This is a genomic window from Synechococcus sp. A15-60, from assembly GCF_014280095.1.
Taxonomy (GTDB): domain Bacteria; phylum Cyanobacteriota; class Cyanobacteriia; order PCC-6307; family Cyanobiaceae; genus Synechococcus_C.
Genome location: NZ_CP047933.1, coordinates 175,242 through 190,933, shown reverse-complemented (window position 1 = coordinate 190,933; position 15,692 = coordinate 175,242). Strand labels below are relative to the sequence as shown.

Sequence of the window (15,692 nt, the reverse complement as noted above, 5' to 3'; positions counted from 1 at the left end):
TGCACGACTCAAGCGTGAATAGATGGCAGCCCTAGGTGATCCATCAGTGCTGCAATCATCCGGGCGTTGGCGGCAGGGAAAGGAAAGTTGCCAAGCTCCTCGAGCTGCACCCAGCGCACCTGCTGACTGGCCAGGGGCTGGGGTTCACCCGAAAGCCAACGGCAGAGATGCACCACAAAGCGAAGCTTTTTGTGGCTGTAGGCATGCTGCACGGTGATGAGTTCCTCCTCAACCTCCACCTCAATCGCCAACTCCTCGCGCAACTCGCGGCGGATGGTGTCGTTAATGGCCTCACCAGGCTCCTGCTTTCCCCCGGGAAATTCCCAAAGTCCTCCCAGCAAACCTTCATTGAGCCGCTGATCGATCAACACCTCACCATCCCCATTGCGCACCACGCCGACACCGATCACCTGGAAGGGAATGCTGCGAGGCGCCTCTTTCACGGGATAGAACTCTGGACTGCCAGCAGCGTACGCAGCGCAGCTGGTCTGCCAGGGACAATCGTCGCAGGAAGGATTACGCGGCGTGCACAGCGTGGCGCCCAGATCCATCAGAGCCTGGTTGAGATCGCGACTGCGCTGAGGAAGGGCCGCAATCAGCGTCTCACTCCATGTCCAGAACAACGCCTGATCTCGCATGGGCGGGCGCCAATGGGCCATCAAACGCGCCAGCACACGACGGACATTGCCATCAAGAATCGCCAGCGGACTGTTGAACGCCGACGACAAGATGCCGCCCGCCGTGCTGCGGCCAATCCCCGGCAAGGCCAGCCAACTGTCGAGATCCTGGGGCCAGAGCTCAACCTTCGAAGGATCTCCATCGATTTGAGCCAAAAGCAACCGAGCCGTGCCATGCAGGCGGCGCGCGCGGGAGTAATAACCGAGGCCTTGCCAGCGCAACAACACCGACTGCTCATCAGCCTCAGCCAGAGCGACGAGGGTGGGGAAAGCTTGCATCCAACGCTGCCAATAGGGCAACACCACCTGCAGCTGAGTTTGCTGGAGCATCACCTCCGCAATCCAGCACTGCAGCGCAGAGAGTTGTTCATGAGGCTCGGGCCACCGTCCATCCTTGGTGAACATCCATGGCTTGAGCGCAGGATTCTTGCGGCCATTGACGTCCCACCAGGCCAACAGCGACAGAGAGAGCTCAGGCGCTAGTGCGCTGAGGTCGGGATGTTCGACGTTGCTTTGTTGACTCATGTCGCAGCGACCCAAACCCGGTCACGGCCCAACAGCTGTCCAGACAAACCGAAGCATCGGAGGAGCCGACCACCACCGGTGGTGGCATTCCTATCCAACCAGTGGCAACCAACAACGCCACCCAGCCCGTTCTTCTGGGCCTCCTTGGCGAGCTTCAAAACGACACTTGCATGACGAGCCTGCGCCAGGACCGCAGCGAACTGGGGTCGATTGGGTTTGGGATCACTTTTGGATTCCAGGAATTCAGTCACGACGACAGCCCCCGCGCAGAGGTGATGATTTCCACTGCGGCCCGTTGCGCTTCAAGATCGAGTGCGTGCAGTCGTTGGCAGTTTGTAGTCGTTGGCAGTTTGTCTTAGTGCGGTCAAAAGCGCGCAAACCAACCTGAATCAAGAAATGATCAGGTGAAGACAACCTGCATCAAACCACGTGTTCAGCCGTGTGAAGAGCGATGAACTGGCCATGGCCTCAACGCCCTCCTGATCAAGAAATCGCCACCAACAGGACTCAGGGGCAACGTTGAGCCGTTTCAATAGAGTCTCAGCAGAACACAAATGTATCCGTTTGGCATCAGCCAATCGAACAATGTCGATCAAAATCTAGACCCGATCTAAACACGAGCAAAGGGACAAACATATCAACCACCTGTTCGAAGAATGCATGACATAGGACCAAAAAATTACCTCACTTTCAAAGGTCTCAATAACCGAAATCGACACCACAATGGCGCTGAATGATGTCAACAGCTTGATTCACACCAGGATGAATTGACCATCAACTTCGACATCAAGATTCCGTAGCAGCTGACACACCGGTGCACCAGGCGGAATCGGAGAGTGAGTCCGCGGAAGAGATCTAGGGTTCCGGTCCTTCGGGACGACTGGTCCAAGAGGTTTCAGCCGGCTCGCCGGCGCACGGAGGGATAAAAGCCCGGGAGACCGCCCCCATGCCCACTCCCTCGTTTTATGGCATCGACGACTGATTCCTCAGGGGCATTCCAGCGTTCGCACCCCAGCGAAGGCATGGATGCCCTGGAAAAAGAACGCAAACTTCCCCTCACCGGTTGGCAACAAGAAGTCGATCAAGCCAAGCGCTTCGGCCTTGAGGCGGCGGCCAGCATCGTCGACCGCAACATCTCCACCTTCTCCCGGGGTGAATTGCCGCATTTCGCCGGCATTAACACCTTTATGAAGGCTCCTTACCTGGAAGACGTCAATCACGTGAGCAACTACGACGTCGCCATCGTTGGCGTTCCCCACGACTGCGGCACCACCTACCGGCCCGGAACACGCTTTGGGCCTCAGGGCATCCGACGCATTTCAGCGCTTTACACCCCTTACAACTACGAGATGGGGGTGGACCTCCGCGAACAAATCACCCTCTGCGATGTGGGTGACATCTTCACGATCCCCGCCAACAACGAAAAGAGCTTCGATCAGATCTCCAAAGGCATCGCCCACGTGTTCTCAAGCGGTGCCTTCCCGATCATTCTCGGTGGCGACCACTCGATCGGTTTTCCCACGGTGCGCGGGGTCTGTCGCCATCTCGGCGACAAAAAGGTGGGAATCATCCATTTCGATCGCCATGTCGACACCCAGGAGATCGATCTGGACGAGCGGATGCACACCTGCCCGTGGTTCCATGCCACCAACATGGCCAACGCTCCGGCTGAAAACCTGGTGCAGCTGGGCATCGGTGGCTGGCAAGTGCCTCGGGAAGGCGTCAAGATCTGCCGAGAACGGGGCACCAATGTGCTCACGGTGACCGACATCACCGAAATGGGGCTGGAGGCCGCCGCCCAATACGCCATTGAACGAGCCACCGATGGCACGGACTGCGTTTACATCTCCTTCGACATTGACTGCATCGATGCCGGGTTCGTACCGGGAACTGGCTGGCCGGAGCCCGGCGGCCTGATGCCCCGTGAGGCGCTCAAGCTGCTGGAACTGATCGTGCGCAACGTTCCCGTTTGCGGTTTAGAGATCGTTGAGGTGTCACCGCCTTACGACATCAGTGACATGACCTCGTTGATGGCCACCCGGGTGATCTGCGACACCATGGCCCACCTCGTGGTGAGCGGTCAGTTGCCCCGCAAAGAGAAGCCGGAGTGGATCAGCGACAGCTGCAACATGACCGTTGATCAGAAGTGGAGATAAACCATGCATGAAGTTGATATGACCAAATGCCTGCTGATCTCCCTGAATGAATGGCGCGACCGTCGCGAAGACACCTCTGCAATGGTCGAGACCGTTCATCTCGATGTGGGGCGATTCACCTGCGTTGAACCCGATCAGCTGGTGACCACCTACAACGCTGCGGTGCAGGGCACCTGGCTGGATGGATCCCGGCTCACGATCACGGAGATCCCCTTTGTGGGCCGCTGCTTGACCTGCAACGGCACCTACGACCCCGTGCCCGAAAACGCTTACCGCTCTCCCTGCTGCGATCACCCGCTTGAAGAGATCGTCAGCGGCAGGGAATTACGCATCCGCAGCATTGATTACCGCAGCGATGCCGCCGCTGCCCTTGAGTCCGTTCCAATCCAGCGTCAGCGCTGAAACCAATACCTCCCCTTTTGCCATGCATATGCCTCTCGAGGACAACCTCAGCCTCAATCTGCTTGCAGCCAACACCCATCAAGCCGAGCACAACAACGCGCACTTCCAGAGCTGGGATCTGCTGTGCCTCAACCTGATGAGCAGCCCAGGCGCAGGCAAAACAGCCTTGCTCGAACGGTCCCTCCCCGTCTTGTCTCGCGAGCTGAGCATGGCCGTGCTGGAGGGCGACATGACCACCCAACTGGATGCCGACCGGTTGGAAGCCGTTGGCATTCCGGTCGTGCCCATCACCACCGGCAGAGCCTGCCACCTTGATGCGGCCATGGTGAGTGGTGGCCTGACGTTGCTGCGACAGCGGCTCGACCCTTCCGCGCTCGATCTCTTGCTTGTGGAGAACGTAGGCAACCTCGTCTGCCCAGCGGAATTTGACGTCGGGGAACATCACAAAGTGGCGTTGCTCAGCGTCACCGAGGGCGACGACAAGCCGCTCAAATACCCCCTGATGTTCCGCAACGCAGATGTGGTGCTGATCACCAAGGTGGATCTCCTCCCCCACCTGCCAGTGGATGTGGCGGTGATCCGCCGCAACATCCACAGCATCAACCCCAACGCCACGGTGATCGAGGTCTCCGCCCTGACAGGCGAGGGCCTCGATGCCTGGCACATCTGGGTGCGGCAAGCCCTCGCCAGCCGGACAACCACAGCCCCTGCTCTGGCCACCGCCTGAGCAGATCAATCCAACATCTCCTCCCTCCCGCCCATGCCATGACCAAACAACTGCGCAACCTTCTGTTCGCCGGCCTCGCCATCGTGCTGGCCGTCGCCTGCTCCAAGCCCTCCACCCCAGTAGTGGAGGGCCCACCGATCGTTTTGGGCTACAGCAACTGGGCCGGATGGTGGCCCTGGGCCATCGCCGTGGAAGAAAAGCTGTTTGAAAAGAACGGCGTGAATGTGGAGATGAAGTGGTTCGACGGTTATGTGCAGTCGATGGAAACCTTCGCCGCCGGCAAAATCGACGGCAACTCCCAAACCCTGAACGACACCATTTCCTTCCTGCCGGGCGAGAACGGCGGTGAAGTGGTGGTTTTGGTGAACGACAACTCGGCCGGCAATGACCAGATCATTGCTGACGCATCCATCTCCTCCATCGCCGATCTCAAAGGCAAGACCGTGGCTGTCGAGGAAGGCGTCGTGGACGACTACCTGCTCAGCCTGGCCCTCCAAGATGCGGGCCTGAGCCGCGATGACGTGGTGATTAAAGGCATGCCCACCGATCAGGCAGCCACAGCCTTCGCGGCTGGTCAGGTGGATGCCGTTGGCGCCTTCCCTCCCTACACCGGCACCGCCATGCAGCGTGAAGGTGCTCAGGTGATTGCCAGCTCAAAGGAGTACCCCGGCGCGATCCCTGATCTGCTCACCGTCAGCGCTGATCTGATCAAGGAGCGTCCCGACGATGTGCAGAAGATTGTGAAGACCTGGTGGGACGTTCGCGAGTTCATGGAGAAGAACCCCGAAAAGTCTGAGGCCATCATGGCCAAGCGTGCCGGCATTCCGACCGAAGAATACGAGCAGTACAAAGACGGCACCCGCTTCTTCTCCATCGAGGAGAACCTCCAAGCGTTCAGCGATGGTGAGGGCATGAAGTTCATGCCCTACGCAGCGGAGTCGATGGCTGACTTCATGGTCTCGGTGGGCTTCATTCCCGAGAAACCCGACATGAGTTCGCTGTTTGATGACAGCTTCATCAAGAAGGTCGCCGCCTCCTGATGACTGCGACGGCCGCCGCTGCCAACAAGGAGAGAAGCACTGGACTTCTCTCCCTGTTCACCCTGGGTGCCATGCCATCCAAGGCCGTGCGGGGCGGTCTGCAGGTGGCATCACTGCTGGTGCCACTCCTGCTGTGGACCACCATCGCCTCCCTCAGCTTGGTGGATGAAAAATTCCTGCCCTCGCCGCAGGCCGTGTTCCGCTCCCTGGCCTCCATGGCGGAGAGCGGAATTCTTTTTCAAGACATTGTGGCGAGCACCGGCCGTGTGTTCGCAGGATTTCTTCTCGCCACACTTCTGGCGGTGCCGATTGGCATCTGCATGGGGGTCTACCCGGCGATCTGCGCCATCTGCGAGCCGCTGATCGCCATGCTGCGTTACATGCCTGCAGCGGCCTTCATCCCTCTGCTGATCATCTACCTCGGCATCGGGGAGGAACCCAAGATCGCTCTGATTTTTCTCGGCACGATCTACTTCAACATCCTGATGGTGATGGATGCGGTGAAGTTCGTTCCCAAAGAACTCATTGAAACCACACTCACCCTGGGTGGTCGCAGCCGGCAGGTGCTGGTGCAAGTCGTCGCCCGCTTCAGCCTGCCCAGCATCATCGACACCTTGCGAATCAACATCGCCACCTCCTGGAACCTCGTGGTGGTGGCGGAGCTGGTGGCCGCGGAAGTGGGCCTTGGAAAACGCATCCAGCTGGCTCAGCGCTTTTTCCGCACCGATCAGATCTTCGCCGAGTTGATCGTGCTGGGCTTGATCGGCTTCGCCATCGACATGGGATTCCGGCTCCTGCTTCGCCTCAGCTGCAAATGGGCGGTGTGAGCCATGGAGCTGATTGTGAACAACCTCAGCAAACGTTTCGGGGAAAAATTAATCCTCGATCACTTGTCGTTTTCCATGCAATCCGGAGACTTCATGGCCCTAGTCGGCAGCTCTGGATCCGGAAAAAGTACCATTCTGCGGCTGATTGCTGGCCTGGATCAACCGAGCAGCGGCAGCATCGCTGTCGACGGCACCCCCGTTTCTGGCCCTGGGCCAGACAGGGGCATGGTGTTTCAGAAGTACAGCCTCTTTCCCTGGCTGAACGCCGCTGACAACGTCGCCTTCGGCATGCGTCTTCAACGGATGAAAGCAGCAGAGATCAAGGCGCGTACCGCCTATTTCCTGGAAGTCGTCGGGCTCAGTGACGCCGCGACCAAATTGCCGCGCGAACTATCGGGCGGCATGCAGCAGCGGGTGGCCATCGCTCGCGCCCTCGCCACCAACCCCAGCGTCCTGCTGCTGGATGAACCCTTTGGCGCTCTGGATCTGCAGATCCGGGAATCGATGCAGGACTTCCTGCTCAAGCTTTGGCAACGAACAGGCCTCACAGTTCTGCTGATTACCCATGACGTGGAGGAGGCTTTGGTGCTTGCCCAGCGCGTTCACGTGCTGGCCCCCAACCCGGGGCGGATCATCCGATCCATCGATGTTGACTTGAACAAAAGTGATCTCGATCAGCTCCGCGTGAGCAGCGACTTTCTGGCCCTACGGCAATCCCTATCGGGAACCATGCGTGAGCTGGAGCCTTCACTGTGTTGAAGAGCCCGAGGCTGAATCAGCCGTTTCTGCCGGGATGGATGTATCGCCACGAAGCGATGCATCGGTGGGATTGCCGTGTCTATGCCAACCGCTTCTGGCATCCAGTTGCAGCAGCCACCGCTCTCCGTCCCGGGCAGACCCTGGCCATCACGCTGCTGCAACAACCTCTGCTGCTCACCTGGCCGGACAACGGCAAACCCCGGGCTTTTCGTAATCGCTGCCCCCATCGCGGAGTCGCCTTTCAAGCGGATCGAGAAACCGCTCGGTCATGCCGACGACTGATCTGCCCGTATCACGGGTGGACCTACAACCTGGATGGCACTCTGCAATCGGCGGCCAGAGAGTCGGGGTTTGAGACCGGGTTTGATCGCCAGGCCTGGGGGTTGAGCGAACTGTCATGTCGGATCCAAGGACCCTTCATCTGGGTCGCCCTCGCTGAAGAACCGATCCCGCTGGAGCAGCAACTGGCCCTGATCCAAACCACGGCCGCAGCCGCTTGGAGCCGAGCCGTGGAAGCCTGCGGGCGGACGCGACGCAGCCTGAATTGCAATTGGAAGATCGCCCACGACAACACACTCGACGACTACCACGTCGCGATTGCCCATCCAACGACCCTGCACCGCGAACAGGGACCAGTTCGCGATTACGTCCATCACTTCAGTCGCTACGTCAACCTGCTCGAAACGCCACACCCCGATGGGGGACCGTTTCAGACCTTTGGCCTGCCGCCCTGGACCCATGTGCTGATCTGGCCTGACGGACGGATCGCCCTGCTGGAGTTTCTGCCGGAGCAGCCTCTGCAATGCACGATGCAGCTTCAGCTCCTCGCACCGACTGGGGCCGTCAACACCGTGGAGGCTGAAGCCTGGTTGGAGCAATTGCTGATTTTTTTAGACGAGGACAAAGCCCTCGTGGAGGCTGCTCAACGGGGGTACGACGAGAACTTCCAGCCAGGACCAGCTCATCAACTCGAACAGCGCATCCTGCATTGGCAAAGCCTCTACAGCGAACAGCTATCGGAAACGGGCATGCTCAAGCTGGACCGCAGCCAAGAGGCCATCTCAGCATTAAGAGCCTGAACATCAGCCAACGGCTTCGCGCTGAAGGGAAGTTGCGGCATGTAGCCATCAGGCCCAAACTCCGGCGTGATCGTGAAGGGTTGATCCAGCCGGGCGGATTGATCCAGAAACAATTGCCAACAGCGGCGATGGGCTTCCAAGGCCTCAGCCCATTCCGGTGCGAAGGGATGACTTACAGAGGGGCCTTGGGCATGACCGACCCGAGCATGGATGTGATCAACCCGAGGGGCCATCGCCTGCACCGGCGAAAGCTCGGGGGTCATCAGACGTTCGCTCACCGTGCACCAGTGGCTGAGGTCAGCCGTTAGACGCAGCCGCGGGAACCGCTGCAGCTGGGTTGGCAGACGCCAAGGGTCAAACAGGCTCCTGCTGCGGTGGGTTTCCAGCATCACCGCCACCGGCACTGCATCGAGTCGATCGAGCAGGGCGTCCAGAAAATCGTCCTGAACGGCATCCGACCAACTGTCGCTGCCGGTGATCAGGTTGATCTTCAGGGGTTCGAGGCCTGCGGCTCGCTGCAGATCTTGGTCCAACTGCGCCAGGTGATCAGCAGGGCTCCACTGCAGCGACGGGGTGTAATCACCACCGGTAACGATCTCAAGAATCAAGTGCTGCTGCGACCGATCCAACCGACGCCGGATCGCAGCGGCTGGCAAAGCCTCCAGGCAGGGGTGGTCCAAATTGACTTCCAACCCGTCAAACCCGTCCCGCTGGGAGCATTCACAGGCCTGATCCAGGGAATCCGTCCAACCCCAGAGGGTCTTGAACAGCAGTAGGGCGGAGGTCAAAGGCCGTCGGTGAACAGGTGAGGCTGGATGCCGAGATAAATCGCTTCGCGGAACAACTCCTGCTTGGCGCGAGAATCGTCCCGGTCCTGCGCCAAACGAAAGCGTTGGCGGAGCGATGCAATCAACTGCTGCCGCCGAGCATCCACAACAGGACTGTTGTCCAAGACAAAACGCAATTCTTGGAACTCAGCATACGGCGCCTGAAAGGCTGCCAAGCAGTGAAGACCAACGCACCTCAGCGCATCCCTGCTGGCTTCCATCCCCCAATGGCCGGCGACGGCATGGAGGTGCAACAAGCACAACCATGCTTCCATTTGATCGCAGGAATACGAAAGATTTAAGCTTCAAAATCGTCAAGATGAACCAGCCATGATTGTGGACACCGCAGTCAAATGAGTGCCTTGGCTGGTGTTCTTACTGCAAACCAGACCGTTGGATCAATACAGAAGTGATGGAGAGTATCAAGACGGATGATTTTCAAATTTAAAAACCAACGATTTTGACACGACTGTGAATGCTGAAACGAAGCTCAAGTGTTACGAAACTCGATGTCATTGAATCAAGCGGGAGTCCATCACGGTTCACATCCTCGATGTTGGCGTCCTCCCAAGCTTGGCTGGTCGTGGGTATCACTGCAGAACGCTCCCGCCCTTGGAGAAGGGCTCCCGGCGGAACAGTCCACCCAAATAATGGCGAATCACCGAAGGGTCCTTGCATCCCTGCTGAAACAAAAAACCAGCGATCGCGGATTGCACGAGCCGGTATTGATCCCACTGGGGATGGTCGGCAATGAATGCCGCCATGGCGCGATGGAGGTCTTCCGGCATCTGATTTTCCACACTCACGTGAATCGGAATCGCATCAGGCGTCTCGCGCAACTCAAGCCACTCGCTGTCAACGTGTCCATCAGGCCATGAAGACGGAAACGGTGTCAAACAACGGAATCACTCCGTCTTGCAAGCAGCCAAAAACAAAAACCCAGTGCCTGCAAGGCTTCTGAGTTTCCGGTGGGACGCCCGCCCCGGAATCGGCGACAACCAACAGCCTCGGCGTCAAGGGGAGAACCACTTTTCCCCGTGCCTTGGCTAAAGCCCCGATCAGTGATGGGATCCGAGATCACCGATCTGTGGAAAACCTGTGAAAAATGCGGCGATCACCGTGGATTGACGCGCTTTTACAGCTCCTGATCAGTCGCCCATCCGCACCATTAGGACATCCAACCCATCGCCCCCTGCGACGGAACCACGACCGGACCGGTTTCGCCCTGAAAAACCCAGTAACGTCCGGCCAACTTGCGAGGGCTTCCGTGCGGCGACCGCTCCTGCTTTCCGTTCTGGCCGCCACAGCTCTGCTCACCAGCTGCGGCCAACCCAAAGCAGCGCCCAAAATCATGACGGTGCAGACCGCCACGATTGGTGAGGCCACCTTCCAGCCAAGCATCCAGGCCATCAGTCTGCTGGAATCGACCACCACGGTGTCGTTGCGACCGGAAACCGACGGCCGCGTGGTGAAAGTGCTGGCCAAGGATGGGCAGCAGGTGAAGGCCGGTCAGCCGATTCTGGTGCTCGACAATGTGCAGCTGAGCGCAGCACTGGATTCAGCCCTAGCGCAAGCCCGGACCGACCAACTCAACGCCGAGCGTTATCAGTTTCTGTACGAAAACGGCGCCGCTTCCGCCAAGCAACGGGACCGATACGCCACTCAGGCGATTGCCTCTCGCGATCAGGCGCGCACCGCCGCGGCCAACCTCGGCTACAAATTCGTGCGCTCTCCCATCGATGGCGTCATCGGCGATCTCGACACGGTGAGGCTGGGTGACTACGTGAAGACCGGCCAGGCGATCACGGGCATCGTCAACAATTCCACCCTGTGGACCCTGATGCAGGTGCCCGCCACCCGCGCCAGCGAGGTGGCGATCGGTCAAACGGTGAAGGTGTCCTCCCAGACCAACCCACCTGTGACGGGTGAAGGCTCCGTGAGTTTCATCTCTCCCTACTTCGGCATCAGTGGCAACAACCAGTCGCCGAACACGCTGATGGTGAAAGCCACCTTCCCCAACCTCAGCGGCCAGTTGAAGACCGGTCAGTTTGTGAAAAGTGAAATCGTGATCGGCGAAAAGCAGGCCTTGGCGGTGCCGGTGCAGGCGGTGTTCATGCAAGCCCAGCAACCCTTCGTCTACGTGACGGTGCCGTTGAGCCGTGCCCTACCCAAAATCAAGGCATCGGCTTCCGTGCCCGAAGTCCAGAAGCAGAAACTGGCCAAATTGCCCGGCACCACGCCGATCGTGGTGCAGCGCGCCGTCACCCTGGGCGACCTGCAGAACAATCTTTATCCGATTCAGTCAGGGTTGCAACGTGGTGACCGGGTGGTGGTGAGCAACACCGCTCTACTCAGCAATGGCGTTCCGGTGAAAATCGCCACGGACTCCAGCAAGGGCGCCAGCAACTGAGGGCAGCCATGGCGTTTTCCGACAACTTCATCAAGCGGCCGGTGCTCACCACCGTCTGCAGCATCCTGATTGTGTTGATGGGGGTGATTGCCATCCCCACGCTGCCGATCGCCAACCTGCCCAACATCGCGCCACCGCTGATCTCAGTGACAGCGACTTACGGCGGTGCCAATTCTCTGGTCACCGAGCAAGCGGTCACCAACCCCATCGAAGCGCAGATCAATGGCGTACCGGGCGCCTCCTACATCGCCTCCACCAGCAACATGGAGGGGCAGAGCATCATTCAGGTCTACTTCGACGAGACCACTGACATCGACATCAACCAGGTGAACGTGCAGAACCGCGTCTCCCTGGCGATGCCGCAGCTGCCGCCGCAAGTGTCCAACACTGGCGTTTCGGTCAAGCAGTCGACACCATCGATCCTGCTGGCCTACCAGGTGTCGTCGACCGAAGGCCAATACGACGCCGCTTATCTGAATGGTCTCGTCTACGAAGAGCTCTACTACCCCCTGGAGCGGGTGCCAGGGGTTGCCAATGTGAACATCCTGGGCGGCAGCACCCCCGCTTACTGGCTCTTCGTCGACCCCAACAAACTGGCAGCCAATCAACTGACCGCCAGTGAGGTGGTGGACGCCGTGCAGGCGCAGAACAGCACCTCCATCGGTGGCTTGGTGGGCGGTCCCCCCGCGGCAGGCGATCAGGCCTACACCTATCCCTTGCTGGTGGAGGACAACGGCAACCTGCTCTCGATCGAGGCGTTCAACAATCTGATCGTCGGTCGCAGCGAAACCGGCAACCTGCTTCTGCTGAAGGATGTGGGTGAAGTGCGCTACGGCTTCAACAACTACACCAGCTCCGCCGTCGACGCGTCAAACCACGACACGGTCTCCGTCGCAGTGTTCCAAACACCGGACAGCAATGCGCTGGATGTGGCCGAAGCGGTGGTGCAGCAGCTGGAGTCGTTCGCCGCCAATGTGCCGCCGGGCGTCACGGTCAAGCAGATTTACAACATCGGCCAGTTCATCGAATCCTCAGTGGATGGCGTGATCGATGCCCTGGGCCTGGCGATCGTTCTGGTGCTGCTGATCCTGTTTCTGTTCCTGCAGAACTGGCGCGCCACCGTGGTGCCCAGCCTGGCGATTCCCATCTCACTGGTGGGCACCTTCGCCTTTATCAAGGTGTTCGGGTTTTCGATCAATCAACTCACCCTGCTGGGACTGGTATTGGCCACGGGCCTCGTGGTGGATGACGCCATCGTGGTGATCGAGGCCGTCTCCAAGAACATCGAAGCGGGCATGAAGCCTCGGCAAGCGGCCCTGGCCTGCATGGGTGAACTGTTCGGCGCACTAGTAGCCACGGCGTTGGTGCTGATGGCCGTGTTCGTGCCAGTGGCCTTCTACCCCGGCAGCATCGGCATCATTTATCAGCAATTCGCGCTGACGATCGCCTTTTCAATCGCCATCTCCGCCTTCAATGCACTTACCTTCTCGCCGATGCTGTCGGGCCTGATCCTGAAAAGTGGTGAAGCACCCACACCGAAAGGCTGGGTGTGGCCAGTGGCCGGCGTGATCGTGGGCCTGGCCTTCGGACGCTTCAGCGCCGCCTCCTTCGGCAGCTGGACCTATCTACTCGGCGTTGTGGTTGGGGGCCTGGCCGGCGCCAATCTGCCCTTGATCTTCCGAGTGTTCAACCAACAGTTCAATCGTCTGCAAAGCGCCTATGCCCGCTTGGTCCACACCCTGATCGGCGCGCGACGCTGGGTGATGGTGGCCCTCGGCAGCGGCATCGTTATCACGGCGCTCGCCTTCACCGCCCTCCCCTCCGCGTTCATTCCTGATGAAGACCAGGGCTATCTCGCAGGGATTTATCAGCTTCAGAACGGCGCCTCCTTAAACGAGACCGAAGCGATGGGTGCAGAGATCGCCGCCATCCTCAAACAAGAGGACGACATCCTGAACGCCAATGTGATCAGCGGCTATGGCTTCAATGGCTCTAGCCCTGACCAAGGCACGATTCTGATCGGCCTGAAAGCGTTGAGTGAACGCCCCGGAGCCAAGAACAGCTCCTTCGCCATCGCCGACCGGCTGAACGCCAAGCTCTCCCAGCTCAGCAGCGGCATGGCGGTGGTGGGACAGCCCCCGGCGGTGCCCGGCTTCTCCGCCCAGGGGGGGTTCTACTTCCAGTTCAACGACCTCACCGGCAGTTACAGCTTCAACGAGCTGAACGATGAAGCCCAGAAACTGATCAAAGCGGGGCGTGAAAGCGGCATGTTCTCCACGCTCTATACCCAGTTCATCCCCAGCGCGCCGGCCTTAGAGTTGACCATCAACCGCGCCGTGATGGGTGCCCTGAATGTCGACTACAAAGAGGCGATGACCACCGTCGCCACCCTGGCCGGTGGCAGCTACACGGGCCTCACCTACGAGAACGGTCAGGTCCGCAACGTCTATCTGCAGGCCGGCGCCGAGCAACGGGCCGACGTGAACGACATCCTCAGCTACTACGTCACCAGTCGCGATGGCGACCTGGTGCAGGTGTCTCAGTTCGCGCAGGTGGAGCTGTCCAGCGCACCACCGATCATCAGCCACTACAACCTCTACCGAACGGTGCTAATCCAGGGCGCGCAAGCCGTGGGCAAGAGCTCCGGACAAGCGCTGCAGACGATCCAGTCGCTGTTCAGCCAGCAGTCGTTTAACAACATCGGCTCGGCCTTCACCGGTTTGGCGTTGCTGCAGCTGTCGGCAGGCAATGCCAGCGTGCTGGTGTTTGGCCTGGGCATCGTGATCGTGTATCTAGTGCTGTCGGCCCAGTACGAGAGCTACATCACGCCGGTGATCATCCTGGCCACCGTGCCCCTGGCCATGCTCGGTGCCCTGGCATTTCTGGCCATCCGCTCGATCGACCTGAATATCTACGCCCAGGTGGGTCTGGTGACGCTGATCGGTCTGGCCGCCAAAAACGGCATCCTGATCGTGGAAGTGGCCGAACAACATCTGGAAGAGGGACTGTCGCCCACCGAAGCGGTCGTGGCCTCGGCTGAATCACGCTTGCGCCCCATCCTGATGACCGCCATCGCCGCCCTCGCGGGATTTCTGCCCCTGGTGGTCGCCAACGGCGCTGGTGCCCAGAGCCAGCAATCACTGGGCACGGTGATCTTCGGCGGTCTGGTGGTGGCCACGGTGCTTTCACTCGGGGTCGTGCCGCCCTTTTATGTGGTGATCAAGGGGCTGGAGGCACGGTGGTTCGGTCCCAACCAGCAAGATGAGTGCGACGACGCAGCAATCGCTGGTGCCAGCTGAATTGTTCTGGTCTTGGGCGCAAGCCGATGGCAGTGAGCTGAGCGTCGCCTGGCGCCATGCAGGCCATGGCGTCGCAGCTTCGCAGTCGTCTGGATCCACCCCTTCGGTTGTGCTGGTGCACGGCTTTGGTGCGAGCAGCGGTCACTGGCGCCACGCCTTGCCGGTGCTGGGAGGCTGCACCAACACCTACGCGCTCGACCTGATCGGCTTCGGCGCCAGCTGCCAGCCCCGGGCCTTGCTCGCAGGAGAATCAGATCCAACCGAGCCTCCATCACGCAGCAGCGCCCTGAGCTACGGCTTTGATCTCTGGGGGCAGCAGGTGGCCGACTTCTGCCAGCAGGTGGTGCAAGGCCCTGTGCTGCTGGTGGGCAACTCCATCGGTGGCGTGGTGGCTCTGCGGGCGGCGCAGCTGCTGGAGCAACGCTGCCGGGGTGTTGTGCTGATCGACTGCGCCCAGCGGCTCATGGATGACAAGCAACTCGCCACCCAACCGGCCTGGATGGCCTGGATCCGGCCCCTGCTCAAAACGCTGGTGAGCCAGCGCTGGTTGAGCACCGCCCTCTTCCGCAACGCAGCCCGACCGCGAGTGATCCGCAGCGTGCTCGGCCAGGCCTATCCCAGTGGCGCCAACATCGATGATGAACTTGTTGAACTGCTCTATCAACCGACGCAGCGATCGGGAGCAGCAGAGGCCTTTCGCGGTTTCATCAATCTGTTTGACGACCACCTGGCCCCTGAACTGCTGGAGACTCTCCAGCAACCGGTCCATCTGATCTGGGGCGAACGGGATCCATGGGAACCGGTAGCGGAAGCACGCGCTTGGGCTGACCGCTTCCGCTGCATCCAATCGTTACGGGTGTTGCCAAACGTTGGGCACTGTCCCCATGACGAAGCTCCTGATCTGGTGAATGCCCGGCTTCTGGACCTTCTCGAAGCCATGCACGAAGTGAAATCGCTCTGACGC

15 protein-coding genes and 1 riboswitch are annotated in these 15,692 nt (G+C 59.8%); of the genes, 10 read left to right on the top strand and 5 right to left on the bottom strand.

Translation table 11 applies throughout. The features are described 5' to 3' along the window. Positions 1-8: 8 nt before the first annotated feature. Positions 9-1,202 (bottom strand): 8-oxo-dGTP diphosphatase MutT, encoded by a 1,194-nt coding sequence (gene mutT, locus SynA1560_RS00850; RefSeq protein WP_186500930.1) that lies wholly within the window; start codon positions 1,200-1,202, stop codon positions 9-11. Continuing rightward, positions 1,199-1,453, bottom strand: a complete 255-nt coding sequence (locus SynA1560_RS00845) for a hypothetical protein (RefSeq protein ID WP_186469861.1) — start codon at positions 1,451-1,453, stop codon at positions 1,199-1,201. The genes mutT and SynA1560_RS00845 overlap by 4 nt, the downstream gene beginning before the upstream one ends. A 593-nt stretch (positions 1,454-2,046) precedes the next feature. Continuing rightward, positions 2,047-2,141, top strand: a riboswitch (guanidine-I (ykkC/yxkD leader). Between the two features lie 26 nt (positions 2,142-2,167). Between SynA1560_RS00845 and speB the strand changes: the two genes are divergently transcribed. The 7 genes from speB to SynA1560_RS00810 are packed head-to-tail and all read left to right on the top strand — an operon-like array spanning position 2,168 to position 8,192. Beyond that, positions 2,168-3,358: an agmatinase gene (gene speB, locus SynA1560_RS00840; RefSeq protein ID WP_186500929.1), complete on the top strand. Its 1,191-nt coding sequence runs from the start codon at positions 2,168-2,170 to the stop codon at positions 3,356-3,358. A gap of 3 nt (positions 3,359-3,361) precedes the next feature. Then, positions 3,362-3,760 carry a hydrogenase maturation nickel metallochaperone HypA gene (locus SynA1560_RS00835; RefSeq protein WP_186500928.1) on the top strand — a complete coding sequence of 133 codons (399 nt, stop codon included), beginning with the start codon at positions 3,362-3,364 and terminating at the stop codon, positions 3,758-3,760. A gap of 22 nt (positions 3,761-3,782) precedes the next feature. Beyond that, complete coding sequence (hypB, locus tag SynA1560_RS00830) at positions 3,783-4,487, top strand: hydrogenase nickel incorporation protein HypB (RefSeq protein ID WP_186501527.1); 705 nt, start codon at positions 3,783-3,785, stop codon at positions 4,485-4,487. A 38-nt stretch (positions 4,488-4,525) separates the two neighbouring features. Further along, positions 4,526-5,527, top strand: coding sequence for an ABC transporter substrate-binding protein (locus SynA1560_RS00825; RefSeq protein WP_186469858.1), 1,002 nt, complete (start codon positions 4,526-4,528; stop codon positions 5,525-5,527). Beyond that, the gene (locus tag SynA1560_RS00820) at positions 5,527-6,354 is read left to right on the top strand and encodes an ABC transporter permease (protein WP_186500927.1); all 828 of its coding nucleotides are present in this window, start codon (positions 5,527-5,529) and stop codon (positions 6,352-6,354) included. The genes SynA1560_RS00825 and SynA1560_RS00820 overlap by 1 nt, the downstream gene beginning before the upstream one ends. A gap of 3 nt (positions 6,355-6,357) precedes the next feature. Next, positions 6,358-7,113, top strand: a complete 756-nt coding sequence (locus SynA1560_RS00815) for an ABC transporter ATP-binding protein (RefSeq protein WP_186469856.1) — start codon at positions 6,358-6,360, stop codon at positions 7,111-7,113. Continuing rightward, on the top strand, positions 7,107-8,192 hold the full coding sequence (locus SynA1560_RS00810) for an aromatic ring-hydroxylating dioxygenase subunit alpha (protein ID WP_370523170.1): 1,086 nt from the start codon (positions 7,107-7,109) through the stop codon (positions 8,190-8,192). Before SynA1560_RS00815 ends, SynA1560_RS00810 begins: the two co-directional genes overlap by 7 nt. Here SynA1560_RS00810 and SynA1560_RS00805 read toward each other — a convergent pair. From SynA1560_RS00805 to SynA1560_RS00795, 3 genes are all read right to left on the bottom strand, one after another. Next, on the bottom strand, positions 8,114-8,980 hold the full coding sequence (locus SynA1560_RS00805) for a sugar phosphate isomerase/epimerase (protein ID WP_186500926.1): 867 nt from the start codon (positions 8,978-8,980) through the stop codon (positions 8,114-8,116). The genes SynA1560_RS00810 and SynA1560_RS00805 overlap by 79 nt on opposite strands. After that, positions 8,977-9,144 carry a hypothetical protein gene (locus tag SynA1560_RS00800; RefSeq protein WP_186469854.1) on the bottom strand — a complete coding sequence of 56 codons (168 nt, stop codon included), beginning with the start codon at positions 9,142-9,144 and terminating at the stop codon, positions 8,977-8,979. Before SynA1560_RS00800 ends, SynA1560_RS00805 begins: the two co-directional genes overlap by 4 nt. Positions 9,145-9,609: 465 nt before the next feature. Next, on the bottom strand, positions 9,610-9,837 hold the full coding sequence (locus SynA1560_RS00795; RefSeq protein WP_186501525.1) for a DUF2811 domain-containing protein: 228 nt from the start codon (positions 9,835-9,837) through the stop codon (positions 9,610-9,612). A 449-nt stretch (positions 9,838-10,286) separates the two neighbouring features. Here SynA1560_RS00795 and SynA1560_RS00790 point away from each other — a divergent pair, with 449 nt between their 5' ends. Genes SynA1560_RS00790 through SynA1560_RS00780 form a run of 3 tightly spaced genes read left to right on the top strand, consistent with a single transcriptional unit; the run spans position 10,287 to position 15,689 of the window. Further along, entirely contained in the window at positions 10,287-11,429 is a 1,143-nt protein-coding gene (locus SynA1560_RS00790; protein ID WP_255477005.1) for an efflux RND transporter periplasmic adaptor subunit, read from the top strand. A gap of 8 nt (positions 11,430-11,437) precedes the next feature. Further along, the gene (locus SynA1560_RS00785; RefSeq protein WP_186500924.1) at positions 11,438-14,728 is read left to right on the top strand and encodes an efflux RND transporter permease subunit; all 3,291 of its coding nucleotides are present in this window, start codon (positions 11,438-11,440) and stop codon (positions 14,726-14,728) included. Beyond that, entirely contained in the window at positions 14,691-15,689 is a 999-nt protein-coding gene (locus SynA1560_RS00780) for an alpha/beta fold hydrolase (protein ID WP_186500923.1), read from the top strand. The genes SynA1560_RS00785 and SynA1560_RS00780 overlap by 38 nt, the downstream gene beginning before the upstream one ends. Positions 15,690-15,692: the final 3 nt, after the last annotated feature.

Excerpts from the sequence above, each read along its gene's own strand:
- mutT (WP_186500930.1), bottom strand. The coding sequence starts at position 1,202 with ATGAGTCAACAAAGCAACGTCGAACATCCCGACCTCAGCGCACTAGCG.
- speB (WP_186500929.1), top strand. The coding sequence starts at position 2,168 with ATGGCATCGACGACTGATTCCTCAGGGGCATTCCAGCGTTCGCACCCC.
- SynA1560_RS00835 (WP_186500928.1), top strand. The coding sequence starts at position 3,362 with ATGCATGAAGTTGATATGACCAAATGCCTGCTGATCTCCCTGAATGAA.
- hypB (WP_186501527.1), top strand. The coding sequence starts at position 3,783 with ATGCATATGCCTCTCGAGGACAACCTCAGCCTCAATCTGCTTGCAGCC.
- SynA1560_RS00825 (WP_186469858.1), top strand. The coding sequence starts at position 4,526 with ATGACCAAACAACTGCGCAACCTTCTGTTCGCCGGCCTCGCCATCGTG.
- SynA1560_RS00820 (WP_186500927.1), top strand. The coding sequence starts at position 5,527 with ATGACTGCGACGGCCGCCGCTGCCAACAAGGAGAGAAGCACTGGACTT.
- SynA1560_RS00815 (WP_186469856.1), top strand. The coding sequence starts at position 6,358 with ATGGAGCTGATTGTGAACAACCTCAGCAAACGTTTCGGGGAAAAATTA.
- SynA1560_RS00785 (WP_186500924.1), top strand. The coding sequence starts at position 11,438 with ATGGCGTTTTCCGACAACTTCATCAAGCGGCCGGTGCTCACCACCGTC.
- SynA1560_RS00780 (WP_186500923.1), top strand. The coding sequence starts at position 14,691 with ATGAGTGCGACGACGCAGCAATCGCTGGTGCCAGCTGAATTGTTCTGG.